This is a genomic window from Pseudomonas laurylsulfatiphila (genome assembly GCF_002934665.1).
In the GTDB taxonomy this organism is placed as follows: domain Bacteria; phylum Pseudomonadota; class Gammaproteobacteria; order Pseudomonadales; family Pseudomonadaceae; genus Aquipseudomonas; species Aquipseudomonas laurylsulfatiphila.
Genome location: NZ_NIRS01000002.1, coordinates 879,416 through 905,299, shown reverse-complemented (window position 1 = coordinate 905,299; position 25,884 = coordinate 879,416). Strand labels below are relative to the sequence as shown.

Here is a 25,884-nt window from a genome sequence, read left to right as displayed (position 1 = left end):
TTATTTTTTGTCGGCCATCGCTTGCGTGTCGCAGCCGATAGTTGGGCACCGTGTCCGGGCTGAGCAAACCTGACCGGAGCCCAATAATGATAAAAAAAAGCTCGGCCACAGCCGGAGTCCGCCAACGACTTCACCGGCCTGGCCATACCCGCCCGCAACCGCTTGCGTTGGCGATTCTTGCGGTACTCACGGGGCCGGCCTGCGCCACCACCTTTGACCTCAACGAAGACTGGAGCCTGTCGACCAGGACCAGCCTGAGCCTGGGTAGCAGTTGGTCGACGCAAAACCCCGACAAGAGCCTGATGACCCGCGCCAATGCCCTGCAGGCCCAGGGCGTGAATGCCAATGGCAGTAGCGTCAGCGCCGATGACAACCGGCTGAACTTCGAGAAGGGGGATCCCATCTCGCAGCTGTTCAAGGGCCTCACCGATTTCAGTCTCGATGGCCAGGGCCAGGGCGCGTTCCTGCGCTTCAAATACTGGTACGACCACGCCTATGAAACCGGCAATGGCCGCTTCAAGGATTTCGACGATTCGGGCTGGGACGACCTGGCCAAGTTCAAGGGCTTCCAGGTCCTCGACGCCTACGTCTGGAAAGACTTCCAGGTGGCCGACCATCCGCTGAACGTGAAGGTCGGCAACCAGGTGTTGTCCTGGGGCGAGGCGCTGTTGATTCAGAACGGCATCAACGTGATCAACCCGCTGGACATCTCGGCGTTCAACCGTCCCGGCGTGGAAATCAAGGAAGGCCAGTTGCCGGTGGAGATGGTGTCCTTCAGCTTCGGCCTGACCGACACCACCAACCTCGAAGGTTTCTACCAGTACAACTGGCGGCCCAGTGTCCTCGACGGTTGCGGCACTTTCTTCGCCAGCAGTGACGCGATTCAGCCGGGGTGCGGGCCGTTGTACCTGAGCCAGGTGCAGACCGATGAACAGATGCAGGCCGCAGGTTTGTTCGCGACGTCCCGGGGCAACGAGTCGCCGTCCGATTACGGCCAGTTCGGCTTCGCCCTGCGCCAGATGATCCCGGCGCTGAACGATGCCGAAGCGGCGTTTTACTACATCAACTATCACTCGCGGTTGCCGTATTTCACCCTCAACGCCAGGAACACTTCCTTGCCCGGCACCTTCCCTGGTGGCATCCAGGGGCCGAGCTATGCGGCGGCCTTCCCGGAAAACATTCACCTGTACGGCATCAGCCTCAACGGCGTCGAACCGGTCACCGGGATTTCCCTGGCCGGCGAGTTGAGCTACCGGCCGAACATGCCACTGGCGATCAACGCACCCGACGTCAACGTCGCCGTGATATCCGGGCCGGGGGGCAGCTCCTGGGTGCAATTGCCGGACGGCTTCAGCACCACCAATGGCAGCCAGTTCGATGCCTGGGAACGCAAGGGTGTCTGGCAGATGACCGGTTCGGCCACCCAGGCCATCGACAACGTGCTGGGCGCCACGCGTCTGAGCTTGTTCGGTGAAGCCGGTGTCGTGCACATCGAGGATCTGGGGGACGAGCGCCTGGGCCGTAGCGCCGCGTTCGGCCGCAGTGCTCCGCGCAACGGCACACCGTGCAACACCGTGGCCTCCGGCGTCACCAACCAGTACTGCACCGACAAAGGCTTTGCCACCGAGTGGTCGTGGGGTTATCGCCTGCGCGCCAGTCTCGAATACAGCGATGTGTTGCCGGGCATCAACCTGATTCCGGCCGTCAACTGGCGACATGACGTCGAGGGTTATTCCTACGATCCGCAAGGGCCGTTCCAGGAAGGCCAGCAAGCGCTGGGCGTGAGCCTGACCGGCGTCTACATGAACGATTACAGCGTGGAGCTGGCCTACAACGCCTTCTTTGGTACCAACGACTACAGCACCCTCGACGACCGCGATTTCGCATCCGTCAGCTTCAAGGCAGACTTCTAAGGAGAACCGTTATGCGTATGCAATTGTGCGTGCTGGCCCTGGCCTGCACCGTCGGCCTGGCTCAGGCCAAAGGCACTGATTCGGCGGCCCTGGGCAAGACCCTGACCCCCATGGGCTCGGAAATGGCGGCCAATGCCGACGGCAGCATTCCGGCCTGGACCGGTGGCCTGGCGAGCAACGCCGGCACCGTCGACAGCAAGGGCGGCTATAGCGACCCTTATGCGGCCGAGAAGCCCTTGTTCACCGTCACGGCGAAGAATGTGGCGCAGTACGAGAAGTTTCTCAGCCCCGGGCAAATCGCGTTGTTCAAACGCTTTCCCGACACTTACAAAATGAACATCTACCCGTCCCATCGCAGCGCCAACCTGCCCAAGGAGGTGCTGGCGGCAAGCCGCGACAACGTGGCCAAGACCAGCATGGCCGATGGTGGCAACGGTCTGCATGACTACGCCAGGGGCATTCCGTTTCCGCTGCCCACCGAAGGCCTGGAGGTGATGTGGAACCACATGACCCGTTATCGCGGCGGCAGTTACGAGCGCATCAGTAGCGCCGCACTGGTGCGTGAAAACGGCGCCACCAGCTACGTGCGCAACCAGTCGCTGATCAACTTCGCCGACACCGTGAGTGGCCTGGAGGCGGGCTCTAACGTGCTGTTCATGTTCAAGAGCCGGGTCCTGGAACCGGCGCGTCTGTCCGGCGAAGCGGTGCTGGTGCATGAGCCGATCGACCAGGTCGCCGAGCCGCGTTCGGCCTGGCAATACCTGCCGGGGCAACGTCGCGTGCGTCGTGCGCCGATGATCGCCTATGACAACAGCGCCCGTTACAGCAATGGCCTGATCACCGCCGACAACGTCGACGGCTACAACGGCGCGCCGGACCGCTTCGACTGGAAACTGGTGGGCAAGCAAGAGCTGTTCATCCCTTACAACAGCTACAAGATCGGCAGCCGCGACCTCAAGTACGACGCCGTGATCCAACCCAACCACGTCAACCAGGACCTGGCCCGCTATGAAAAGCACCGGGTGTGGGTGGTGGAGGCGACCCTCAAGCCGGGTGCCCGGCACATCTACGCCAAGCGCCGCTTCTATGTGGACGAGGACAGCTGGCAGATCGCTCAGTCGGACCAGTACGACAGCCGCGGTGAACTGTGGCGCAGCGGTGAACTGCATGCGATTCAGCAGTACGACCACGGCTTCACCTACAACGTGCTGGAAACCTCGTACGACCTGATCTCCGGACGCTACTACGCCGGCGGCCTGGCCAACGAGGAGACCGAACCGATGCGCGTGGGCTTCGCCGCCAAGACCGACGACTACACCCCGTCGGACCTGCGGCGCTGGGCCAAGTAACCCGTCTTCCCTTGGCACCCCGCAAATCCTCTGTAGGAGCCCGGCTTGCCGGCGATGGCGCCACTGAGACCGCCATCGCCGGCAAGCCGGGCTCCTACAAGGTTGTGGTGTGTGCTGTGCTTTTATTTGCCAGGAGATCTACCGTGCGCTACTGGATATCCGCTCTTGCCCTGGGCGCAAGCCTGGGTACCGTTCACGCTGCAACCCTCGATCAACCCCAGGCGAAGGCATTGGCCCAGGAGGCCTACGTGTTCGCCTACGCCACCGTCGAGCACGACAAAGTGCTCAGCGCCATCGCCGCGAAGCTGCCGTTCAACCGGCTCTACAGCGAACCGCGCTTGCTCGGCCCGCAGGACAACAAAGTGGTGTCGCCGAACAACGACACCTTCTATTCCCGAGCCTTGCTTGATTTGCGCAGCGAACCGATGGTGCTGGACGTGCCGGCCGTGCAGGGGCGCTACTACAGCTTTCAACTGGTCGACATGCGCACCGACAACCTCGATTACATCGGTACCCGCGCCACGGGTGATAAAGCGGGGCGCTACCTGATCGCCGGGCCGGACTGGAAGGGTGAAGTGCCATCGGGTTTCAGCGGTGTGATTCGTTCGCCGAGCCGCCTGGTGTTCCTGTTGGGGCGCACCGAGGTGAAGGGCGAAGCCGATCAGAAGGACGCCGCTCAAGTGCTCAAGGGCTACGCCTTGCAACCACTGTCCACCGTGAGCGGCGGCGCGGCGCCTGAACCCTTGCCAGCGCTGCAGCTTCCAGCGTATGCGGACACCAAACAGGGGCCGGCGCAGGCGCTGTTCAGCACCTTCAACGCCTTGGCGCCGCTGCACCAGTGGAGCGCCAGCGAGCAGGAAAAGCTGGCCCGTTTCGCCGCCATCGGTGTGATGCCGGGCGCCACATTCCAGGCGCCGGCGGGTTTGCTCGAAGCCGTCGCCCAAGGCGCCGAAGCCGGTCGCGAGCAAGTGCGCGCAGCGTCCAGCCAGCTGTCGGTGGAACGGCAGGGCTGGTTGCCGTCGCCGTCCAACGTCGGCAAGTTCGGCGACGACGACCTGACCCGTGCCGCGGTCGCCTGGCGCTACATCTACGCCAACGATGCGGTGGAAGCGTTGTACCCGATGGCGCTGCACGATGCCCAGGGGCAGATGCTCAGCGGCCAGCACGCCTATCGCCTGCATTTCCCCGCCGGGCAATTGCCACCGGTGAATGCGTTCTGGTCGCTGACCTTGTATGACGGCAAAACCCAATTGCTCGCCGCCAACCCGATCCAGCGTTATGCCCTGGGCGACCGCAGCCCTGGTCTACAATACGATGCCGACGGCGGCTTGACCCTGACCCTGCAAGCCGATGCGCCCAAGGATGCGCCGCAGGGCAACTGGCTGCCGACGCCGCAAGGTCCGTTCAACCTGCTGTTGCGCCTGTACCTGCCCAAGGGCGGGGCACTGGACGGGAGTTATCAGTTGCCGACGATTGCGAGGATCGAACCATGAACCTGATGTTCAGTCGCCGCCGGGTGTTGGGCTGCATGGGGGTATTGGGAGGCAGCCTGATGTTTCCGCGCTGGTTGCTGGCCGCTGATTCCGATGACCTTCGGCAGATTGCCAAAGAGGCGTGGATTTACGCGTACCCCATGCTCATGCATTACCAGACCATGGAAAAGCAGGCGCTCAACGCGTCTGCGCCGGAGTACGTCGGCGGCTTCAACCGGTTCCGTCACTACGGTGAGTTGTTCACCCCGAGCAATCGCGACATCGTCACGCCGAACAACGACACGCCGTACTCCTGGGCCTGGCTCGACCTGCGCAGCGAGCCGCAAGTGTTGAGTGTGCCGACCGTGCCTGACGACCGCTATTACGTGCTTCAACTGGTCGACCAGTACACCCACAACTTTGCCTATGTCGGCGTGCTCAGCACCGGGCGCGATGCGGGAAACTACCTGATCGCCGGACCCGACTGGCAAGGCCAGATACCGGACGGCGTCACGGCCGTGCTGCGCAGCGAAACCGAAATCGTCATGGTGCTTGGCAGAACGGGCCTGAAAAACACCGAGGACCTGCCGGCGGTGCGTGCCTTGCAGCAGCAATACGGCTTGCGTTCGTTGCATGACTACATCGGCAGTGCACCGCCCGTGGCTGCGCCAGCCATTGACTGGTATCCCTGGGACAGCAAGACCGGGTTGGGGCTGGAGTTTATCCCGGCGTTGAACCAGATCCTCAGCCTGTGTCCGACGCAACCGTCCGAGCAAGCCTTGCGCGCACGCTTTGCGCGGATCGGCATCGTGCCCGGCCAGGGCTTCGACCCGGCGACGTTGCCGCCAGCCACGCGCAAGGCACTGCTCGCCGGGATTCAGGACGCCCAGGCGCAACTGCAAGCGGCGGTGAGCCAGGTCCGCACCACCCTCGGCCTGTTCGGCACTCGCGAAGCGATGGACGGCAATTACCTCAACCGCGCTGTCGCGGCGAATGTCGGCATCTACGGCAACAGTGTGGAGGAGGCCTTCTACACCGGCACTCGTGTGGATAATCAGGGGCAACCCTTGCAGGGCGGGCGAAGCTATCGCCTGCGTTTTGCACCGGGTCAATTGCCGCCTGCCAGCGAGTTCTGGTCGCTGACCTTGTATGACTTGCCGGACCGGCAACTGGTAGCCAACCCGATCAATCGTTACTGCCTGAGCAGCCGGGATCGTTTGCAAGCGGATGCGGATGGTGGGTTGACGTTGATCCTGCAGAACGCCACGCCGGCCGAGCAGAGCAACTGGTTGCCGACGCCGGCGAGCGGGGCGTTCACCCTGGTTTTGCGCCTGTATGGGCCCGGGCAGCAGGTGGTCAATCAGCGCTGGCAAATGCCGGTGGTTGAGGTGGTGTCTGCCTGAGTCGCGCCCCTGCATTGGATCTGAGTCGTTCACACCTGTTGTGGACGACCTGGATCCTTGTGGGAGCTGGCTTGCCAGCGAAGGCGGAGTGTCAGGCGGTGTGGATTCTTACGGGTGTACATATCCGTTTCTTCGGTAACGGCGGCTGGCGGTTTCGCCCTTACGGCGAGTCCCTTTTGTCAAACGACACAAAAGGAACCAAAAAGTCACGCCCCTTACGTACGGCCCCTCGCTGAGGCTCGGGGTTCCTTCGCTCCGGTATTCATCCGGGGGCATTGCCCTCCGGTCGGCTTCGCTTCGACCTACATGCAATGAGTTCGACTACGTCGAACGGCGCTGCGCGCCCATCCCCGGATGAACACCTCCGCTCAGCCTGCCGAGGGGGCGGGTGGATCAAGATCACAAGCTGCAGGCGAGCTAACGCTCGGCCTGTAGGAGCTGCCGCAGGCTGCGATCTTTTGATCTTGATCTTCCGCGCTTAAAAATCAAAATCAAAAGATCGCAGCCTGCGGCAGCTCCTACAGGGATTTTTGTCCGTCCACGATATTCGCGGTGTACCCGGTCAATGTAGGAGCTGCCGAAGGCTGCGATCTTTTGATCTTCTTGCCCCCTCGAGAGGCTTCGTTCCGGTTCTGCGCAGTGGGCAACCCGGCATGGATGGCGGCGGGCTCTGTAGGAGCGAGCTTGCTCCGGGCGGCGTTCCGACGAAAAACCTGAGCGCACCGCGGGGTGTCAGGCTCCCCGCATCATCGTTGACCTCCATCGCGAGCAAGCTCGCTCCTACAGGGGATCTGTCACGGGGTAACGATATTGAACTGCGGCGCAAACGTATCGAGGCTGGTCATCAACTCCCCGAGCTTCTTGCCATTGCCTTGCAACTTGATCAGGCCTTTCTGGATCGCCGTGGGGATATCCAGTTGCTTGAGGCTGATCTGTTCCAGGGTGGCCTTGCTCATGGTCACGCCGGCATCCGCCTGGGCGTTGAGGCCGGCGCGGTGGGTCAGCACGCCGTTGCGCAGGGTCAGGTTGAAGTCCTTGTTCAGGTCCTCGAAGGTCCAGTTCAGGGTCAGGTCATGGCCTGCGGCCTTTTCGCTGTCCAGACGCACGGCCAGGAAGTCGAAGAACATCTGCGGGCTCATCGCCCGCACCATGTCCACCGACACCGAAGTGCCCGCATGGGGCGGTACGCCGTTGCGCAGTTCCATGGCGCCGGTCAGGTACATGTTGCGCCAGGTGGCGTTTTCACTTTGATAGCCCATCTGCTCCAGCGCCTCAGCCTGAGCTTTGCGCGCATCGCCGTTGTCCGGGTTGGCGAACAGCAATTGATTGCCCAGTTGCGCGGCCCAGCGGTACTCACCCTTGGTCATCGCCGCGCGCATTTTCTCCAGTACCGCCGCTTCGCCACCCATGGCCTCGACCGTGTACTTCGCCGTTTCCACAGGTGGCAGCGGATTGAGGTTGGCCGGGTTGCCGTCATAGAAACCCATGTAACGCTGATACACCGCACGGGTGTTGAAGCTCAGCGAGCCGTAGTAGCCGCGGGTGTACCACTTCTGGTCCAGGCTGCCGGGCAGTTTCTTGATCGAGTCGGCGATTTCCAGCGGCGTCAGGCCCTGGTTCAGCAGGTGCAGGGTGCGGTCATTGAGGAAGGCGTACATGTCGCGCTGGTCGGCGAGGAAGGTGCGGATGCGTTCGCCGCCCCAGGTCGGCCAGTTGTGCTGCGCGAACAGTACGTCGCTCTTGTCGCCGTATCGCGCCAGGCTGCCGTCCAGGTACTCGGCCCAGGCCTTGGCGTCCCGCACTTGCGCGCCGCGCGGGGTGAGGATGTTGTGCATCATTTGCGTGGCGTTTTCCGCCATGCATAAGGCACGCAATTGCGGCAGGTACAGGTTCATTTCCGCGGGCGCCTCGGTGCCCGGGGTCAACTGGAATTCCACCTCGAGGCCGGCGATGGTGCGGGTCTCCAGTTCTTTGTCGATCAGGTCGGTGGGCGGGATCAGGGTGACGGTGCCGCCGCTCGGCGTGCTCTTGCCCAGGCCGGCATCGACCTGGCCTTTTTCGCCACGGGGCAGCAGGCTGCCGAACTGGAACTGCGCACGGCGGCTCATGGCGTTGCCAGCGTAGACGTTCTCGCTCATCACGTGTTCCATGAACCCGGCGGGGGCGAACACTTTGACCTTGCCGGCCTTGACGTCGGCTTCGTCGATGACCCCGCGCACGCCACCGAAGTGGTCGACGTGGGTGTGGCTGTAGATCACCGCCACCACCGGTTTGTGCGGTCGGTTCTGGTAGTACAGGTCCAGTGCTGCCTTGGCGGTTTCGGCCATGGTCAACGGGTCGATGATGATCAGCCCGTCGTCGCCTTCGATGATGGTCATGTTCGCCAGGTCCAGGCCGCGCACCTGATACAGCCGAGGGCTGACTTCGAACAGACCGGCATGGGCGCTGAGTTGGGCCAGGCGCCAGAGGCTCGGGTTGACCGACTCCGGGGCCTGGTCTTTGGCGAGGAAGTCATAGGCCTGGATATCCCAGATGACCTTGCCCGCGGCGTCCTTGACCTGGCCTTTGAAGGGCGCGATCAAGCCCTTGGTGACCGACTCGTAGTCGGTGCGGTCGGTGAAGGGCAGTTGCTTCAGGACGGCGGCGTTACTGGCCGTGGTTTGCGGGCTGGCCGCGACCGGTGCATCGGCGGCGACCACCGCTTGCGCCAGGCAGGCAGTGATCAGGCAAGCGAGCAGCCCACGAGGGCTCAAGGTGAAACGAGGCATGGCGTCTCCGTTTTTTATCGTTATGGCTAGACCAGCTTCGAGGGTAGGGCGGGGCACGGGCAGGGCGATCATCGGCAACGGACAAAAAACATTCAGGGCCGCTATCCTTGAGCCACGCATACCCAGCAGGTTGACCCATGCTTGAAGTCCATGGCGTTTTCAAAAGCTACGCCACACCGCAGGGGCCGCTGCCGGTGCTGCAAGGCGTCGACCTGACGCTCAGGCCCGGCAGCAGCCTGGCGTTGATGGGCGAGTCGGGCAGTGGCAAAAGCACTTTGCTGCACCTGATCGCCGGGCTGGACAAGGTCGATCGTGGCAGCATCCGCAGTGGCGGGCATCACCTGGAACAGATGAACGAAGGGCAGCTGGCAAACTGGCGTCGTACGGAAATCGGCCTGGTGTTCCAGCAATTCAACCTGATCGGCAGCCTGCGGGTCGAAGACAACCTGGCGATTCAAGCGCGTCTGGCCGGGCGTCATGACCCACGCTGGCAAGCTCATCTGGTGCGACGCCTGGGTTTGGGCGAGCTGTTGCGGCGCTACCCGGAGCAACTGTCCGGCGGCCAGCAGCAACGGGTCGCGCTGGGCCGGGCGCTGGCGTCGCGCCCGCCATTGCTGCTGGCCGACGAGCCCACCGGCAGCCTCGATGAAACCACCGGCGCCGAAGTGTTGCAGTTGCTGCTGGAATTGCTCGACGACAGTCCCACCAGCCTGTTGATGGTCACCCACAGTCCCGGCGTGGCGGCGCGGCTGGCGGAAAAGGCCTTGCTGTGCGGTGGTCGCCTGGCCGCTGTGGGCGAGCGCTGACATGCGCATCTTTGGCCAGACCCTGCGCGCGCTGCTCAGCCACTGGCGGCAGCATCCGGTGCAGTTTTTCAGTGTGCTGACCGGGTTGTGGCTGGCCACCGGCCTGTTGACCGGCGTCCAGGCACTCAACAGCCAGGCCCGCGACAGCTATGCCCGCGCCAGTCAGTTGATCGGCGGCGAGCCTCAGGCCAGTCTCAGTGCGCCCGGTGGCGGCACCTTCCCACAGCAATGGTTTGTCGATCTGCGCCGCGCGGGGTGGCCCGTGTCACCGGTGCTGCAGGGGCGGGTCACGCTCAAGGGGCATGAAGAACAGCGCCTGCAGTTGATGGGCATCGAGCCGGTGTCGCTACCGGCGGGCGCGGCGTTGGCGGGGCAGGCTTTGGCTATTGAGCAAGTGGTCGGTTTTTTCAGCCCGCCGGGCAGTACCTGGATATCGTCGCAAACCTTGCAGGCACTGGGCTTGCGCGAAGGTGACCGGCCACTGAACCTGGCGGGCGTGGCACTGCCGCCGCTGCAGGTGCAGGCCGACATGGCGCCCGGTGTGCTGCTGGTGGACATCGGTTTTGCCCAGCAGATTCTCGGGTTGCCGGAGCAACTGTCGCGACTGCTGCTACCGAAGGATTTCACTGCGCCGCTGCCGCACGCCTTCCAGGGCCAGCTGCAACTCAAGAGCGCCGGCGAAGAAAACAACCTCACACGCCTGACCGAAAGCTTTCACCTGAACCTTGCGGCCCTGGGGGTGTTGTCGTTCGTGGTCGGCCTGTTTATCGTGCACGCCGCCATCGGGCTGGCGCTGGAGCAACGCCGAGGTTTGCTGCGGACCCTGCGTGCCTGTGGTGTGAGTGCGCGCATGCTGATCGCTTGTCTCGCCGTCGAATTGGGTGGATTGGCCCTGGTCGGCGGGGCGGCCGGGGTGGTCAGCGGCTACCTGCTGGCCGCCGTGCTGTTGCCGGATGTCGCCGCCAGCCTGCGTGGCTTGTACGGTGCCGAAGTGGCGGGGCAGTTGAACCTCGGCCTGTCATGGTGGATCAGTGGTATCGGCCTGAGTCTGACCGGCGCATTGCTGGCCGGTGTCAACAGTCTGCTGCGGGCGGCGCGTTTGCCCTTGCTGGCGCTGGCCGACCCACAGGCCTGGCATCAGGCCCATGCACGCTGGTTGCGACGCCAGGCTTGGGTGGCGGCAATGGCCGGGATGATCGCGCTGCTGGCGCTGATCTTCGGCGACAGCCTGGTCAGTGGCTTCATACTGATGGCGGCGCTGTTAATCGCCGCCGCACTGGCGTTGCCGGTGGTGCTCAGTTCGCTGCTCAGTCTCGCTTCGCAGCGCAGTCGCTCGGTACTGGGCCAATGGTTTGTCGCCGATTGCCGCCAGCAACTTCCGGCGTTGAGCCTGGCGTTGATGGCGCTGCTGTTGGCCATGGCCGCCAATATCGGTGCCGGCAGCATGACCGCAGGCTTTCGCCAGACCTTCAGCGACTGGCTCGAACAACGACTGACGGCCGAGCTTTACCTCAACCCACAGAACCCGGCCCAGTCCAGGGAGCTGCACAGCTGGCTCGACCAGCAGCCGCAACTGGCGGCGGTGTTGCCCAACTGGCAGGTGTCGATCCAGTTGCAGGGCTGGCCGACGGACCTGTCCGGGATCATCGATCACCCGACCTACCGCCAGCACTGGCCGTTGCTCGAAGCCCTGGGCGACAACCCCTGGGAACGGTTGGCAAAGGACGATGCGGTGATGCTCAGCGAACAACTGGCCCGACGCCTGCGCGTGCAACTGGGCGACCACCTGACGCTGCCGACGCCCACTGGCCCCTGGTCGCCACGGATCGTCGGGATCTACGCCGACTACGGCAATCCCAAGGGCCACATTCTGGTCAATATCAACCACCTGCTGCGCGGTTGGCCGCAACTGGCACCGAACCGCTTCAACCTGCGCATCGAACCGGCGTCGATCCCGGCGTTCGTCACGGCGCTACAGGCGCGTTTTACCCTGGACGACAGCCGCATCGTCGATCAGGCGCGACTCAAGGGCTGGTCCACGCAAGTCTTCGAACGCACCTTCGCCGCCACCGCCGCGCTCAATAGCCTGACGTTATGCGTGGCCGGTGTGGCGCTGTTCATCAGCCTGTTGACCCAAAGCCAGAGCCGTCTCGGGCAGCTGGCGCCGCTGTGGGCGCTGGGCGTGACGCGTCGGCATCTGATGTTGCTCAACCTCGGGCAGACCTGGTTGCTGGCGCTGCTGACCCTGGCGCTGGCGTTGCCGTTGGGCATCGCCCTGGCGTGGTGCCTGGACACGGTGATCAATGTGCAGGCCTTTGGCTGGCGCCTGCCGTTGCGGGTGTTCCCGTTGCAACTGTTGCAGTTGATGGGGCTGGCGCTGGTGGCGACATTGCTGGCTTCGGCCTGGCCGTTGTTCCGTTTGTACCGTACGCAACCGGCGGACTTACTGCGCACGTTTGCCCATGAAGATTAATCTCGGCGTCTTGCTCCTGGTGCTGCAGGCGCTGCTGGTGAGCGGCTGCGATCAACCGGCGCCGGTAGAAAAGGGGTTTGCCGGGCTGGGCAACCAGGCCGCTGCGTTTACCAAGGTGGTGCCCGGCCGGGTGTTCAGCTTCCCGGCGGATCACGGCCCGCACGATGGCTTTCGTATCGAATGGTGGTACATCACCGCCAATCTGAAGGACGCTCAGGGGCATGAGTTCGGCGCGCAATGGACGCTGTTCCGCAGCGCCTTGAAAGCCATCCCCGAGGAGGCAGGCTGGCAGAATCAGACGATCTGGCTCGGTCACGCGGCGGTGACGTCGGCGACGGTGCATCACGCGGCTGAACGCTATGCCCGTGGCGGCGTCGGTCAGGCCGGTGTCAGCGTTGCGCCGTTCAATGCATGGATCGACGACTGGCAACTGAGCAGCCAGGCGACAGCCGACGATCCGTTGGCCGACCTGCTGCTCAGCGCCCGCGACAAGCGTTTCAGCTACCGGCTGCGGTTGACCTCGACAGGTCCGCTGGTGCTGCAAGGCGACAAGGGCTTCAGCCAGAAGTCCGAACAGGGTCAGGCCTCTTACTACTACAGTCAGCCGTTTTTCCAGGCCAGCGGCACCCTGGAAATCGACGGCCAGACCTTTCAGGTCAGTGGCCCGGCGTGGCTCGACCGTGAATGGAGCAGCCAGCCCCTGACGGCCAACCAGAGCGGTTGGGACTGGTTCTCCCTGCACCTGGACAGCGGCGAGCAGGTGATGCTGTATCGCATGCGGCAAAAGGACGGCGAGCCTTACCTCACCGGCACCTGGATCGACGCCCAGGGGCAGACACAGTTGCTGCACGCCGGCGACATCAGCCTCACACCGCAAGACAGGGCCAGCGTGGCCGGGCGTGAGATGCCCGTGCGCTGGTCGATCAAAATCCCCGCCAGACACCTCGATATCGCCATCACCGCGCTCAATCCCCAGGCGTGGATGGACTTGCGCATACCGTACTGGGAAGGCCCGGTGCGCCTCAGTGGCAGTCATGCAGGGAACGGCTATCTGGAAATGACCGGGTACTAGTACCCTGCGCCACGAAAATCAGCGGCCTGCTGCGACCACTCGCTGAACAGCGTCTATGCTCATCGCACACATGGCATTGCGCTTTGCGTCAATGCCGTCTGTTGTCATTCATCACAGGGAAAGTTCTGCCTATGAAACGTCACGCACTGACCAAAGCCATCACCCTCGCCACCTTGCTGTCTGCCGCCAGTTTCGGCGCGGTTGCCGCCGAACTCCCGTTGTCCGAAGTTGTGGTGGTCGATCAGGTCGCCACCCAAGTCGTTTCGGTAGATACCGCAAACCGTATCGTGGTCCTCAAAGGCCCGCAGGGTAATGAATTCCCTGTGCAACTGACCGAAAAGGCGAAAAACCTCGACAACCTCAAGGCCGGCGACAAGGTCGACATCAGGGTCACCAGCGCCGTTGCCGCCTACCTCGACACCGATGTCGACAAAGGCCTGCCGGGCACTGCCGAAGCCACCGGTGAAGTGCGTGCTGCGCCAGGTAGCGCGAACCCCGGCGGCGAAGCTTACCGTCAAGTGAAAGTGCAGCTGAAAATCACCCACATCGACCTGAAAAAACACCAGGTGACTTTTGAAAACCCGGAAGGCAAGTCCAAGACGGTTGACGTCAAGCGACCTGAAGTCCAGGCCAAACTCAAGGACTTGAAAGTTGGACAAAGCGTTAACGTGGTTTACACCGACATATTGACGGTGACCAGCAAGCACTGAGATTGAGTTGTTTGTATGGGCTGATTGTTTTTGTAGAAGTCTTGTACAGGAATAATCAGCTCATAGCGTTTAACGGGTGCGTTTAAAGCGTTGTGCGGCATTCGTACTCAAGTCGACATTTCCTTAAACATTGTGTCGATAAATTTCATCTTTGCAGTGCGGACATATTGATTCTCATCTACTAAAATGCCTTCCGTTCGCCCAGTGTACGGCTCTTTACCAGTGCATGGATTGCCGAGGCCATTGCACTGGGCGAACACTTTATTGGTTGTATTGAAAGTTTCGGATATAAAAAACGGGCGACCTGCGGGTCGCCCGTTTTTTTTGGGTTTCAGCGCGGGAACGCTCCCGTGTAGGCGCGGGCTTGCCAGCGATGGTCGTTAACGATAACGCGTGTGAGCTGGTTAAACGCGGTGCACTGGAGTCCATCGCCAGCAGGCTGGCTCCTACAGGTATTGCGTGAAAAAACGACGCGGACGCGGTCCCATGTGGGAGCTGGCTTGCCAGCGATGGTCGTTAACGATAACGCGGGCGAACTGGATGAACGCGGCGCGCTGGAGTCCATCGCCAGCAGGCTGGCTCCTACAGTTTCAGCGTGGGCGCGGTCCCCTGTAGGAGCTGGCTTGCCAGCGATGGTCGTTAACGATAACGCGGGCGAACTGGATGAACGCGGCGCGCTGGAGTCCATCGCCAGCAGGCTGGCTCCTACAGTTTCAGCGTGGGCGCGGTCCCCTGTAGGAGCTGGCTTGCCAGCGATGGTCGTTAACGATAACGCGGGCGAACTGGATAAACGCGGCGCACTGGAGTCCATCGCCAGCAGGCTGGCTCCTACAGTTTCAGCGTGGGCATGGCCCCTTGTGGGAGCTGGCCTGCCAGCGATGGGCGTTAACGATAACGCGGGCGAACTGGATGAATGCGGCGCACTGGAGTCCATCGCCAGCAGGCTGGCTCCTACAGGTATTGCGTTATCGGTGTTTCCCGGGATTGTGTGAAGAGCCTTTTTCATTGGCCTGAACAACATCGGCCAACGCCACGAAACACTGCTCGATCGAGCGCCGCTGGCTCTCGGCATACAACGCCAATTCATCGATCGTCGAACGCCCCAGGGCCTTTTCGAACGCCTGCTGATTGGAGTGCACGCCGTAACGGGTTTGCGCCGCGTCCCCCAGGTTCGACTGAAAAATCCCCGCCGCGCTGACCGGTAGGAAGTCTTCATAAACCAGCGGTTCAACCCGCAGGTAACCGCTGCCGAGCAGGTCGTCCAGTGCGACGTTTTTCAGGTCACCCGCCGCGAGGCCTTTTTCCGTCACGAAGTAGCGGAAGTAAGCCAGCTCCTGTTGGCGCATGCCTTCCCAGGTGTCGGGGAACTCGCTGAAATGCTGCGCCATCAGGGCGTTATAGCGCGCGGCGTTGGCTTCGTTGGGGAAGTCCTTGAGTTCGTCCCGCGCGGCATTGAGCAAGCGGTCGTACAGTGTGCGGCCTTTTGGCGTGAGGGCGGCACCGCGCTGTTCGATCTCGCCGAAGCGGGCACTGTGGCTGCCGCGAGCTTCGTTCTGATCGGTGAAGGCAATCGGCTCGTCGAGGGCCTTGAAACTGGTCTGACGCAGCAGGATCGGGCACTGGCGGCGGGGCGGACCTTCGATCACCGCTTTGGGGGTGATGCCGTGGGCGGGCATTTGCGCCTGGACGATGTCGATGTCCAGGGTCCGTGGAGTCAGGTGGTTGATGTGCGGGCCCTTGAACGCCACCACGTCGGCGATCAGCCGATGCTGGGCGCTGAGTTTCTGATACTGCTCGGCGGTGACGGTGGCGCTGTGGTGCCAGCGAAAGGTTTCCAGGGCCTGTTCGACGAATTCCAGGGCTTGCGGTTCGGTCAGGCCCCCCTCGGATTCGGCACGCTCGATGAGCGAGAGGGCTTTGGCGGTGAAGATCGAGCGCCGGTCGAGCATCGACTGGGCGAACGTTCGCAGTTCCAGGTCTTCGATCAACTCCAGGCGCAACAACGAGGTGAACACCCGGAACGGACTGACCTGCAACGACGCTTCATGCACGGCGCGAAACGCCGTGGAATGCACCGGGACGCCGGCCGGTGTCAGGTCGTAGTAGCCCACCGGTTGCATACCCATCACCGCGAACAGGCGGGCGAGGGTCGCCAGCTCATCGGCCGTACCGACGCGGATCGCACCATGGCGCTCCAGGTCCAGGCGCTCGATTTCGCCGGTGCTGGTGAGCTGTTGCAGGATTTGCGGATCGCTTTGCAGCACGTGGCGGTTAGTCTGCTCCACCAGTTCCATCAACGCGCCGTACAACGGCACTTCCTCGCGGTACATGTCGGACATCGCTTTGGAGAAGCGTTGGCGGATCAGGTCAGGGCTGACGAAGTTCGGGTGGTTCATGAACAGGATTCCTGGCGCGGTGACGTAAAGGATGGGCAAAAGATCGCAGCCTTCAGCGACGCCGACAAACGAAGTTTCTGACGAACTTCATTCTGCAAAGGACTGCAAGGGGGGCGTTCTCAATTAGTTTCCCCACCGCGTTGTCGCCTTAAAGCTGGCCAGGCAAGGCGTAGGCCGCTGGGAATGGTTGTTCCCTTTCCAAGGCCTGCAACGCAGCATGGCCAGCTTTAAGGCACAACCCGAAGGGCCGGGCCTGCTGTTGTGCAGGGCTGTGTTGCTCGAAGCTGATTTGGAATGACCAAACTGCGCTTCTCGCGCCTTGCCCTGCACAACAGCAGACCCGGCGCGGTAGGGAAACTAATTGAGAACGCCCCCACCTAATGTAGTCGTTGATCCTGTGGACTCTCCGAACGCAGTGATGCCAAAAACTCCCGATACAGGCGCGCCGAACCGGTGGGCGCTTCCACCATGGGCATGTGCCCGATGGCGTCCCAGATATGCACGCGCAGGTCGGCGATGCCCTTGCTCCAGACCGCCACGCTGCTGACGTCGATCAGCCGGTCCTTGCGCCCCCACAGCAACAGCGACGGGACGCTGATGTCGGGCAGGTGGGGTTCCATCGGCGGGCTGGCGCGGAAATCGCGGAAGATTTCTTCCAGCTCCTCGCGGGACTGTTCATAACGCTGGGCGACGGCATCGAGCACGAGCTTCGGCACCCAGGGCGGGGACGCCATGGTCATGGCGTAGAAACGCTGGAATTCTTCCCGCGAATGAATCAGAAACGGGTTGTGGCCCTTGGCCAAATGCCGCTCCAGGTCACTGGGCTCGGGCGAGGTGACCCCTGCCGGGTCGATCAGGGCCAGGGACACAATGCGCTCCGGATAAGTGGCCGCGAGCCACGCCGCCATGTAGCCACCCATGGAGTTGCCGATGACATGGACTTTCTCGACACCGCACACGTCCAGCAGCTGGATCATGCGCTTGGCCTGCAACGGGATGTCGTAGCCGCCGCCGGCCTTGAAGCCGGTTTCGCCATGGCCGGCGATGTCCGGGATGATCACCCGGTGGCTGCCGACAAAGTGCCGGGCGAAACGCAGCCAGAGGTTCTTGTCGGCGCTGAAGCCATGGAGCATCAGCACACTGCTGGTGGCCTCGTACGGCCCGCCTTGCCAGGTCGAGACGGTCATCTCGGGGATGGGCACGACGATCTTGTGCAGCCGGTACAGCTTGGCCTCGGCCGCCATGCTCAAGTCATAGAGCCAGTAGCCGATGGCCGGGTAGGTCAGCCAGCTCCAGGCGACGAACACTGCGAGAACCACGAACAACAAAAGCATCACGCGTCTCCCTTCTATCAGCTCAGGACAAAATGTGATCGGCGGGTTTCAGCGCTCGGGTCAAGCGATGAAAGCTGAAGCTGAACCCCGGAAACATGGCAATCACATGACCGCTCTTGCTTTGATACCAACTGTGGCAACCACCGGACTTCCACACGGTACGTTCCATTTCCCGGTGGATCATTTCAGTGTAGGTACGTTCCGCCTCATGGCGAACTTCGATGCTGCGTAAACCTTGAGCCTTCAAGGTGCGAATGCAGTCGAGGATGTAGTTCATCTGCGATTCGATGATGAACAGCGCCGAGGTGTGGCCGATCCCGGTGTTCGGCCCGGTGACGATAAACAGGTTGGGAAAGTCGGGCAGGGCGGTGCCGAGGTAGGCCCGAGGGTATTGCGCCCAGACGTCCTTGAGGCGGGTGCCGTTTTTCCCCGTGACCGGGTAGGAAATCACCCCGTCGGTGGCGTCGTAGCCGGTGGACCAGACGATCAGGTCCAGGTCGATGTGCTGGCCGTCCAGGGTCACGATGCCGGTTTCGTCGATGGCGGCGATGCCTTGCTCGCGGCTGTGCAGCGTCACGTTGCGCCGCGCCAGTGCCGGATACAGCGTGCTGGACAGGATCACTCGTTTGCAGCCGATGGTGTAGTCCGGCGTCAGTTGACGCCGCAGTTCGGCGTCCGGCACCTGGCGTTTGAGAAAACGCAGGGCCTGGCGCTGGACCATGTGTATCGCCGGCTTCGAATACTTGAAGGCAATCACTCGGGTTTCGAACTGCCAGTAGATCCCCCAGCGCAGCAGTTTGTAGGCCGGCTTGAGTCCCAGCAGCCAGCGCTGGAAACGGCCAAAGCTGCGGTCGGCCCGGGGCAACACCCAGTGGGGCGTGCGCTGGAACACATGCAAGTGCCCCACGTCCGGGGCGATGGCCGGTATCACCTGGGCCGCACTGGCGCCGCTGCCGACGATGGCCACGCGTTTGTGCCGGTAGTCGTAGTTATGATCCCAGTTGTTGGTGTGAAACGTTTTACCTTGAAAACGCTCCTGTCCCTCGAAGCGCGGCACCACCGGTTGGCTCAGCGGCCCGGTCGCGTTGATCAGGAACTGCGCGCAATACGTGCCTTTGCCGGCGGTGTAGACGGTCCAGCGCTTGCTGGCGTCGTCCCATTCGATGCGCTCGACATTCGCGTCCAGTTCCACCTTGTCGCGCAGGCCGAAGTGTTCCACCACATGCCGGGTGTAGCGATGCAGCTCGGCCTGTTCGGCGAACATCTGCGTCCACCGATACGGCGCGAAAGACAACGAATACAGCGGCGAGGGCACGTCGACTGCCGCGCCGGGGTAGGTGTTCTGGCACCAGGTGCCGCCGAAGAAATCCCGCCGCTCCAGCAGGCGAAAATCGTCGATGCCGGCCTTGAGCAAATTGATTGCAGCACATTGGCCGCCAAACCCGCTGCCGATGATCAATACTTGAAAGGTCTGCATGGGCCTCCTCTTATGGTCATTGATCAACCCCTTCTTTCATGTATAGCCGTTTCTGAAGGCGAGGCTTTTGCTTTTATATGAGGGTGATATCGCGATATTCAGCCCGCCAGCCGGTGATGGCTATTTAATCTCGCCCTGATAGACTCCAGCGCACAGGCACAGGCTGTTATCGCATTCCGTCGAGTGGCACAGAGGCCTTATGGAAAAAGCGGGAGGAAAGGGATTCTCATTAGCCAGGAGGCTCTATACATCGCGAATCCTGGGGGTGGCCCTGGGATTGGTGTGCGTGAGCGCGGCGATGTATCCACTCGATCCGGCGCCCTGGGTCTGGGGTTTCATGTGGTTCAATGGCCTGGTCTGGCCGCACGTGGCTTATCAATGGGCGCGGCGGGCGAAAAGGCCTTATCACGCCGAACACCGCAACCTGCTGATCGATGCCTTTCTCGGCGGCTTCTGGATTGCCGCGATGCATTTCAATCCACTGCCCAGCGCGACCACCATTTCCATGATGGCCATGAACAACGTGGCCATCGGCGGCATGCGCTTCCTGCTGGCCGGGACGGCCGCGCAAGTGCTGGGCATCGGCGTCGGGTTGCAGATTTTCACCCCGGCGTTCATTCCAGCGACCAGCCCGCTGCAGCTCTACGCCTGTTTGCCCTTGCTGTGCCTGTATCCGTTGGCACTGGGCTGGATCTGCTTCCGCCAGGCCCATACCCTCGGCCGCCAGAAGCGTGAACTGCTGGCACTGAGCCGCACCGACAGCCTGACGGGCCTGTTCAACCATGGCACCTGGAAGGACCAGTTGGAAGTCGAGTTCCAGCGCTGCAAACGTCAGCAAAAAGGCGGGGCGATTGCCCTGATCGACATCGACCATTTCAAGGCCATCAACGACACCTACGGCCATGTTGCCGGTGACATCGTGTTGCGTCAGTTGAGCAAAATGCTCAAGCAGAACCTGCGAGCGACCGATGTGGCCGGGCGCTACGGCGGTGACGAGTTCTGTGTGATCCTTCCGGACCTGCCCCTGAACCGCGCCGCCATGGTCATGGATGCCTTGCGTGATCGCTTCGCCACCTTGGGCTACGAGCAGAGTCCGGCGCTGAAAGTCAGCCTGAGCATTGGCCTGGCGTCATTCGACCCGGCGCACACCGACGCGACGCTTTGGCTCAACGACGCCGATCATGCGCTATACGAAGCCAAGACCACCGGGCGTAACCGCGTGATCTGTTGCGGCAATGGCAAACCCCATCGCGAACTGCTCGACTCGGCGTGACCTGTGGGAGCGAGCTTGCTCCGGGCGGCGATCCGACGATGGCGCAGTGTCAGGCAGCAGGGATGTTGGCAGTGATGGCCTCTTCGCGAGCAGGCTCGCTCCCACAAATTATCACGGGTGGATGCAAATGATGTGCACACTGCAGATCCACTGTGGGAGCGAGCCTGCTCGCGAAGGCGGTGTATCGGGTTAAACCATCACTCCTTCACGCTCATGAACTCTTCCGCGTAGCGGATGTATTCCTCAGGTTGCGTGTAGGTGTGAGTCAGCTCGGTCGCGCTCAGGTCCGAGGTCTGGGTGAGGATCTGGCGTTGTTCGCGCAGGCTGTCGTAGGTCGCCTTGATCGCGGCGAAGTAGGCGCCATGGCCGTCGATGGTCACACGCACACCCAGTTCGGCCAGGCGCTTGTCGTCGCGTAGCAGCGGGTTGCCGTAGGTCACCAGCATCAGCGGCACGCTCAGGTGCTCGGCGATCTGCTCCAGATGGTCGAAGTCCTTGACGCCCACCATGCAGATCCCGTCGGCCCCGGCCTGCTGGTATTGCCGGGTGCGGCTGATGATTTCCTGCACCGGCAGAATTCCGGCGTGGGTGCGGGCGATGATCGCCATTTCCTTATCGCAGCGGGCTTCCAGTGCCGCGCGGATCTTGCCGACGCCTTCGGCGACCGTGATCAGGTCGGTGGATTTGCGGCCGAACTGCGCGGGCAGCAGGGTGTCTTCGATGGTCAGCGCAGCGACACCGGCGCGTTCGAGTTCGACGATGGTGCGCATGACGTTGAGCGCGTTGCCGTAGCCGTGGTCGGCGTCGGCAATCACCGGCAACTGGGCGACACGGCCGATGCGGGTGGCCTGTTCAGCGAACTCGCTGAGGGTGATCAGGGCAAAGTCAGGGGCGCCCAGCACCTGCAGCGAGGCGACCGAGCCACCCAGGATCCCGACTTCGAAGCCCAGGTCGGCGGCGATGCGCGCCGACATCGGGTCGAACACCGAGGCCGTGTGGTAGCAGGTGTCGGAGGCGAACAGTTGGCGAAAATTGCGGCGCAAATCTTGATGGGAAAGCCTGGACATATGAGTTCCACCAATGGAATGGAAGGGCTTGAGCAAAAGTGTCAACGCCGAAGAAATAAAAGGCTATCACGCGCGCAGGGGGAGAATGATGACGAATTTGCTGGGTAAGCCAGATTGACGCCTGAGGCAGGAAGCTGATAGGTCACGCCGCTGCGGCCTGGTGCCGCTGGTTGAGCAGTGGCACGGCGCGCACCGAGTCGCCGGGCTGCAGTTGCAAGCGCTTGGCGGTCAGGCGATCGACCACCAGGCTGTTGCCCGCCAGTCGGGCCGGGACGCAGGTAATGCGGCAGTTTTCCAGACGCCGATTGTGAATCAGCCAGAGCGTATCGTTAGCGTCCGGCGAGCCGATGGCCAGTTGCAGCGGTCGGCTGTCGCACACGGTGCGGATACCGGAAACCGGGGCCTCGATGACCGGTCCGCCGTCGAAGATATCGATATGGCCGTTGTGGGCAAAACCTTCGGCGCTGAGGATTTTCAGGGCCGGCTCGGTGTTCGGGTGGGCCTTGCCGATCACCGCCTGGGCCTGTTCGGTGAGCAGGCAGGTGTACAGCGGCTGGCGTGGCATGAGTTCGGCGATGAACGATTTGTTGCCCAGCCCGGACAAGTGGTCGGCATGGCTGAAATCCATCTTGAAAAAATGCCGGCCGAGGCTGTCCCAGAACGGTGAGCCACCTCGTTCGTCGGTACTGCCGCGTATTTCGGCGATCAGCCGGTTGCCGAACAGCTGCGTAAACTCGGCCACGAACAACAAACGCCCGAGCGAAAGCAAACGGCCGTTGCTTCCCTGGCGCTGATCGGGGCGCAGGTACAACGAGCAGACTTCCGATTGCCCGGTCAATTCATTGCTCAGAAACAGGGTCGGGATCTGGCGCTGGATACCCAGGTCCGCGCAAGCGCTGACCGTCATCCCGACCCGGTAGTTGTACCAGGGCTCGCGCAGACCGATTCCACCCGTCAGGGCGCTGACGCCCACCACTTGCTGCTCGTCGTCCTCGAGCACGAACAGGTAATCGGCGTCGGCCCGATCGACCTGCCCGGCGAAGGTGCGTTGGGCCCAGCGGATCCGGTAGGCCAGGCGTTCTTCGTCAACCGGCAGGCTGGTGAGTCCGGGGCTGGCTTGACGCACCAGCGTGAACAAGGCGGGCAGGTCGGTGATCTGGACCGGACGGACAATCATGCGGCTGTTCCTTGTTCATAGGGGTTCGGGCGTTGGCGTTGACCCAGGCGGGCACTCACAGGGCGATTAGCCTGACCGGGCTGCCTTCGGTGACCTTCAGCGCCGTGCACATGGCCGCGTCCAGCGTGACAGGTTGCCCGGCGATGTAATCAAGATCGGCGACGATGGCCCGATAGTCGGTCAAGGACTCGTTGCTCACCAGATAGCTGCCCCGGGCATCGTTCACCGGGCCAGGCTGCGTGAGGCCGCACTGGCTGTGGGCGATGGACCGAATGCCCGAGGTGCGCGCATAGAGCGTCGGGCCGCCATCGAACAGATCGATGTAGCTGTTGGTTTCGAAGCCTTCACGCTCGAGGATATCGAAGGCTTCCTGGCCATCGGGGTGGATGCTGCCGATGCAGTCCTGTGCCGCTTGCGGCAGCATGGGCACGTAAATCGGATACTGCGGCATCAGTTCGGCGAGAAAGGTGCGGCTCTGCAGGCCGCAAAGCCGTTCGGCCTCGACATAGGGCAGGTCGAAGAAATGCTTGCCCACGGCATCCCAGAATGGCGAGTGCCCTTCATCACTGCTGAAGCCGACGATTTCGGTGATCACCGTTGCGGAAAAACGCCCGGGGTGGGCCGCGATGAACAACAGGCGCGCCCGGGACAGCAGTTCGGAATAGGCGGTGCGTACCCGTGCGGCATCGATATGAAAGCCGCGCAGCAACGTGTGGCCACTGAGGTCGTGACACAACGACAAGGCCGGTACACCGTGCTCAATGTTCAGTTCCCGCGAGGCACTGGTGAAGTGCCGGTTGCGCAGGCTGTAGAACGGCTCGCCGTACCCCGCCGTGGCGAGGATTTCCGAGCAGCCGACCAGGTGCTGCGTCGCCGGGTCCTCGAGGACAAAGAAATAGTTTTCCGGGCCATGACCTTCGACGTCTTTCTCGAACGAGGCACAGGAATCGAGAATTTTTTCGCGCAACCGTTCGCTATCGTCGGGCAGGGATGTGACGCCCACCAGGCTTTCACGAGCCAGCTTCTGCAACCGGGGCAGGTCGGCCAACTCGACTGGACGCAAGACCAGCATGGAGATACTCCTGTATCAAATGATCCGGCGGTTTGAGCCGAACCTGACTATCACTGTCGGTTTTTCCACACATTTATTCGGTGGACATCTGATCGTTGTCAGGCGCCACTTTTTTTCTTGTCAGATGCTGCTTGGGATTGCCTGCTTTAAACGAGGAACGGACGGCTCGGCCGCAGGCGTTGCCTGGCCAGGCTCATTGATCGGGTATTCGAGAGAGGGCATCCGGGCTCCTGCTGGATGAGCGTGGCACATGTTTTAACAGTCCGTTGAAAAGAGTATTTAATTATCGCGTGCTGCCTGTCTAGTTAATTTTCGCGTGGTCCGACCGTGCCCGAAAAAGGGGCGAAGTGCCTGCAGCAAAGGGCTACGCCGATGTCGCAAAGTCTTGTAGGCCATTGCCTTGGTTGCAGTCAGCGATAACAGAAAATCTGCCAGGAAAGGCCTGACGGAGTCCGCTTCAAACGGGAAAATTAAACGCCCCCAAGGCCTGATGCCAGTCAGTGCAAACCTTGTGGGAGCGAGCTTGCTCGCGATGACGGCTGGACAGTCAAACAAGGGGTGCCTGACAGTCTGCCATCGCGAGCAAGCTCGCTCCCACAATGTCCGGGGCTTAACTGATCGGCATTACCCCTAAGGCCTGCTTGCTTGCGGCACAATTGCCCGATGGCGCTCCCCAACGCCGTTGTTCCTTTCCATCCCTGGAGTGTTTGCCGGTGCAGGCGACCCGTTTAACCCTGATTTGTCATGCTCGAACCGTCGCACAGAAACTGGCGCGTTTTCCATTGGACGAACCTCTGGATTTGGATTGGCAAGCGCTCAGGCTTTCCCGTTGCAATCAGTTCAAGGGCGTTCCACGCCTTGTCTGCGGTCCGGAACTGCGCACCCGGCAAACCGCTGAGCTTTTCAGCAGTGCTCCGGAAATTGTCGATGCGTTGAAGGACTGCGACTTCGGGCGTTGGGGGGGTGAGCGCATCGGCGATCTGCAAAAAACCGACGCCGGGGCCCTCGAGCATTGGCTGGGGGATCCGGCTTCGGCACCCCACGGTGGCGAGTCGCTGCTGCAACTGGGCGAGCGGGTGGGGGCGTGGTTGACCGCGTTGCAGTCGACGCCCGGGCACATCGTTGCCATTACCCACCCCTTTGTCATCCGCGCCGCTCTGACGCACGTGTTGCAGGGAGCGGCGTCCAATATGATCGACGTCGAACCCCTGTCGGCGGTGGAACTGAGGTTCCATGGCCGCTGGCGGTTGCGCTTGCCGGGCACCGACCCCGAGGACCTGCTGTGATGAAAAAACTCCTGGTCATCGGCATCGGTGCCGGCAATCCCGACTACATCACGATGCAAGCGGTGAAGGCGCTGAATCAGGTCGACGTTTTTTTCCTCATGGACAAGGGCGAGAGCAAAGACAAACTCATCGACTTGCGGCGCGAAATCTGCGAACGCTACATCACCGACCTCGATTACCGTTTTGTCCAGGCCCACAGTCCCGAGCGCGAGCGCGGTGAGGTGGACTACAGGAGCAGTGTCGACGACTTGAACCTGGCCAAACAGCAGACCTTCGAACGGCTGATCAATGAAGAACTGTCCGACAGCCAGTGTGGTGGTTTCCTGGTGTGGGGCGACCCCGCGCTGTACGACAGCACAATCCGTATCCTTCAGGCGATCCAGGCCTCGGGCGCCTGTGAATTCGAGTTCGAGGTGATCCCCGGTATTACCAGCGTCCAGGCCCTGGCTGCACAGCACAAGGTGCCGCTCAACCAGATTGGCCGCTCCGTTGAAATCACCACGGGCCGGCGTTTGGCGGCAGGGCAGGTGAGTGATGCCGACAGCCTGGTGGTGATGCTCGATGCCCAGGATGCCTACCATCAGGTTGCAGATCAGGACACCGAGATTTACTGGGGGGCCTATCTGGGGACGCCGGACGAAATCCTGATCAGCGGCAAGCTCAAGGATGTGGCGGATGAAATCGAACGGGTGCGCAAGGCGGCGCGGCTTGCCAATGGGTGGATCATGGATACCTATCTGTTGCGCAAGCCTTGAGACTTGAATTGCCCCGGCTGGCGCCTTCGCTGGCAAGCCAGCTCCTACAGGGTTATGCGGTGTTCAAATAACCTGTAGGAG

Annotated in this window: 18 protein-coding genes; 11 read left to right on the top strand and 7 right to left on the bottom strand. The window is 62.1% G+C overall.

The window, feature by feature from the left end:
- Positions 1 to 86: 86 nt before the first annotated feature.
- From CD175_RS09875 to CD175_RS09860, 4 genes are all read left to right on the top strand, one after another.
- Positions 87 to 1,913, top strand: coding sequence for a DUF1302 domain-containing protein (locus CD175_RS09875; RefSeq protein ID WP_104448737.1), 1,827 nt, complete (start codon positions 87 to 89; stop codon positions 1,911 to 1,913).
- Between the two features lie 11 nt (positions 1,914 to 1,924).
- Complete coding sequence (locus tag CD175_RS09870; protein ID WP_104448736.1) at positions 1,925 to 3,262, top strand: DUF1329 domain-containing protein; 1,338 nt, start codon at positions 1,925 to 1,927, stop codon at positions 3,260 to 3,262.
- 143 nt (positions 3,263 to 3,405) lie between these two features.
- Complete coding sequence (locus tag CD175_RS09865) at positions 3,406 to 4,755, top strand: DUF1254 domain-containing protein (protein ID WP_104448735.1); 1,350 nt, start codon at positions 3,406 to 3,408, stop codon at positions 4,753 to 4,755.
- Positions 4,752 to 6,137, top strand: a complete 1,386-nt coding sequence (locus CD175_RS09860; RefSeq protein WP_104448734.1) for a DUF1254 domain-containing protein — start codon at positions 4,752 to 4,754, stop codon at positions 6,135 to 6,137. The genes CD175_RS09865 and CD175_RS09860 overlap by 4 nt, the downstream gene beginning before the upstream one ends.
- 794 nt (positions 6,138 to 6,931) lie before the next feature.
- On the opposite strand, the gene CD175_RS09845 is transcribed toward CD175_RS09860, so the two are convergent.
- The gene (locus tag CD175_RS09845; RefSeq protein WP_104448731.1) at positions 6,932 to 8,905 is read right to left on the bottom strand and encodes an alkyl/aryl-sulfatase; all 1,974 of its coding nucleotides are present in this window, start codon (positions 8,903 to 8,905) and stop codon (positions 6,932 to 6,934) included.
- Between the two features lie 137 nt (positions 8,906 to 9,042).
- Here CD175_RS09845 and CD175_RS09840 point away from each other — a divergent pair, with 137 nt between their 5' ends.
- From CD175_RS09840 to CD175_RS09825, 4 genes are all read left to right on the top strand, one after another.
- Complete coding sequence (locus CD175_RS09840) at positions 9,043 to 9,711, top strand: ABC transporter ATP-binding protein (RefSeq protein WP_104448730.1); 669 nt, start codon at positions 9,043 to 9,045, stop codon at positions 9,709 to 9,711.
- A gap of 1 nt (position 9,712) precedes the next feature.
- Complete coding sequence (locus CD175_RS09835; RefSeq protein ID WP_104448853.1) at positions 9,713 to 12,184, top strand: ABC transporter permease; 2,472 nt, start codon at positions 9,713 to 9,715, stop codon at positions 12,182 to 12,184.
- A complete protein-coding gene (locus CD175_RS09830; protein WP_104448729.1) occupies positions 12,174 to 13,256 on the top strand; it encodes a lipocalin-like domain-containing protein in 1,083 nt (360 codons plus the stop codon). Before CD175_RS09835 ends, CD175_RS09830 begins: the two co-directional genes overlap by 11 nt.
- A gap of 131 nt (positions 13,257 to 13,387) precedes the next feature.
- On the top strand, positions 13,388 to 13,966 hold the full coding sequence (locus CD175_RS09825; RefSeq protein WP_104448728.1) for a hypothetical protein: 579 nt from the start codon (positions 13,388 to 13,390) through the stop codon (positions 13,964 to 13,966).
- A 965-nt stretch (positions 13,967 to 14,931) separates the two neighbouring features.
- Here CD175_RS09825 and hglS read toward each other — a convergent pair.
- The 3 genes from hglS to CD175_RS09805 form a co-directional block, all read right to left on the bottom strand.
- Positions 14,932 to 16,362 carry a 2-oxoadipate dioxygenase/decarboxylase HglS gene (gene hglS, locus CD175_RS09815; RefSeq protein ID WP_104448726.1) on the bottom strand — a complete coding sequence of 477 codons (1,431 nt, stop codon included), beginning with the start codon at positions 16,360 to 16,362 and terminating at the stop codon, positions 14,932 to 14,934.
- A gap of 377 nt (positions 16,363 to 16,739) precedes the next feature.
- Positions 16,740 to 17,696, bottom strand: a complete 957-nt coding sequence (locus CD175_RS09810; RefSeq protein ID WP_104448725.1) for an alpha/beta fold hydrolase — start codon at positions 17,694 to 17,696, stop codon at positions 16,740 to 16,742.
- A 22-nt stretch (positions 17,697 to 17,718) separates the two neighbouring features.
- Positions 17,719 to 19,173: a flavin-containing monooxygenase gene (locus CD175_RS09805; RefSeq protein ID WP_104448724.1), complete on the bottom strand. Its 1,455-nt coding sequence runs from the start codon at positions 19,171 to 19,173 to the stop codon at positions 17,719 to 17,721.
- 199 nt (positions 19,174 to 19,372) lie between these two features.
- Here CD175_RS09805 and CD175_RS09800 point away from each other — a divergent pair, with 199 nt between their 5' ends.
- Complete coding sequence (locus CD175_RS09800; protein WP_104448723.1) at positions 19,373 to 20,446, top strand: diguanylate cyclase; 1,074 nt, start codon at positions 19,373 to 19,375, stop codon at positions 20,444 to 20,446.
- A gap of 197 nt (positions 20,447 to 20,643) precedes the next feature.
- Here CD175_RS09800 and CD175_RS09795 read toward each other — a convergent pair whose 3' ends face one another.
- The 3 genes from CD175_RS09795 to CD175_RS09785 all read right to left on the bottom strand — a co-directional run bounded on the left by CD175_RS09795 (position 20,644) and on the right by CD175_RS09785 (position 23,762).
- On the bottom strand, positions 20,644 to 21,513 hold the full coding sequence (locus CD175_RS09795; RefSeq protein ID WP_104448722.1) for an isocitrate lyase/PEP mutase family protein: 870 nt from the start codon (positions 21,511 to 21,513) through the stop codon (positions 20,644 to 20,646).
- Between the two features lie 142 nt (positions 21,514 to 21,655).
- Entirely contained in the window at positions 21,656 to 22,690 is a 1,035-nt protein-coding gene (gene astA / locus CD175_RS09790) for an arginine N-succinyltransferase (protein ID WP_104448721.1), read from the bottom strand.
- A gap of 55 nt (positions 22,691 to 22,745) precedes the next feature.
- Complete coding sequence (locus tag CD175_RS09785; RefSeq protein ID WP_104448720.1) at positions 22,746 to 23,762, bottom strand: arginine N-succinyltransferase; 1,017 nt, start codon at positions 23,760 to 23,762, stop codon at positions 22,746 to 22,748.
- Between the two features lie 713 nt (positions 23,763 to 24,475).
- Between CD175_RS09785 and CD175_RS09780 the strand changes: the two genes are divergently transcribed.
- Positions 24,476 to 25,048, top strand: coding sequence for a histidine phosphatase family protein (locus CD175_RS09780; RefSeq protein ID WP_104448719.1), 573 nt, complete (start codon positions 24,476 to 24,478; stop codon positions 25,046 to 25,048).
- Complete coding sequence (cobF, locus tag CD175_RS09775; RefSeq protein WP_104448718.1) at positions 25,048 to 25,803, top strand: precorrin-6A synthase (deacetylating); 756 nt, start codon at positions 25,048 to 25,050, stop codon at positions 25,801 to 25,803. Before CD175_RS09780 ends, cobF begins: the two co-directional genes overlap by 1 nt.
- The last annotated feature ends 81 nt before the right edge of the window (positions 25,804 to 25,884 follow it).

Excerpts from the sequence above, each read along its gene's own strand:
- CD175_RS09875 (WP_104448737.1), top strand. The coding sequence starts at position 87 with ATGATAAAAAAAAGCTCGGCCACAGCCGGAGTCCGCCAACGACTTCAC.
- CD175_RS09870 (WP_104448736.1), top strand. The coding sequence starts at position 1,925 with ATGCGTATGCAATTGTGCGTGCTGGCCCTGGCCTGCACCGTCGGCCTG.
- CD175_RS09860 (WP_104448734.1), top strand. The coding sequence starts at position 4,752 with ATGAACCTGATGTTCAGTCGCCGCCGGGTGTTGGGCTGCATGGGGGTA.
- CD175_RS09845 (WP_104448731.1), bottom strand. The coding sequence starts at position 8,905 with ATGCCTCGTTTCACCTTGAGCCCTCGTGGGCTGCTCGCTTGCCTGATC.
- CD175_RS09840 (WP_104448730.1), top strand. The coding sequence starts at position 9,043 with ATGCTTGAAGTCCATGGCGTTTTCAAAAGCTACGCCACACCGCAGGGG.
- CD175_RS09835 (WP_104448853.1), top strand. The coding sequence starts at position 9,713 with ATGCGCATCTTTGGCCAGACCCTGCGCGCGCTGCTCAGCCACTGGCGG.
- CD175_RS09830 (WP_104448729.1), top strand. The coding sequence starts at position 12,174 with ATGAAGATTAATCTCGGCGTCTTGCTCCTGGTGCTGCAGGCGCTGCTG.
- CD175_RS09825 (WP_104448728.1), top strand. The coding sequence starts at position 13,388 with ATGAAACGTCACGCACTGACCAAAGCCATCACCCTCGCCACCTTGCTG.
- hglS (WP_104448726.1), bottom strand. The coding sequence starts at position 16,362 with ATGAACCACCCGAACTTCGTCAGCCCTGACCTGATCCGCCAACGCTTC.
- CD175_RS09810 (WP_104448725.1), bottom strand. The coding sequence starts at position 17,696 with ATGCTTTTGTTGTTCGTGGTTCTCGCAGTGTTCGTCGCCTGGAGCTGG.
- CD175_RS09805 (WP_104448724.1), bottom strand. The coding sequence starts at position 19,173 with ATGCAGACCTTTCAAGTATTGATCATCGGCAGCGGGTTTGGCGGCCAA.
- CD175_RS09800 (WP_104448723.1), top strand. The coding sequence starts at position 19,373 with ATGGAAAAAGCGGGAGGAAAGGGATTCTCATTAGCCAGGAGGCTCTAT.
- CD175_RS09795 (WP_104448722.1), bottom strand. The coding sequence starts at position 21,513 with ATGTCCAGGCTTTCCCATCAAGATTTGCGCCGCAATTTTCGCCAACTG.
- astA (WP_104448721.1), bottom strand. The coding sequence starts at position 22,690 with ATGATTGTCCGTCCGGTCCAGATCACCGACCTGCCCGCCTTGTTCACG.
- CD175_RS09785 (WP_104448720.1), bottom strand. The coding sequence starts at position 23,762 with ATGCTGGTCTTGCGTCCAGTCGAGTTGGCCGACCTGCCCCGGTTGCAG.
- cobF (WP_104448718.1), top strand. The coding sequence starts at position 25,048 with ATGAAAAAACTCCTGGTCATCGGCATCGGTGCCGGCAATCCCGACTAC.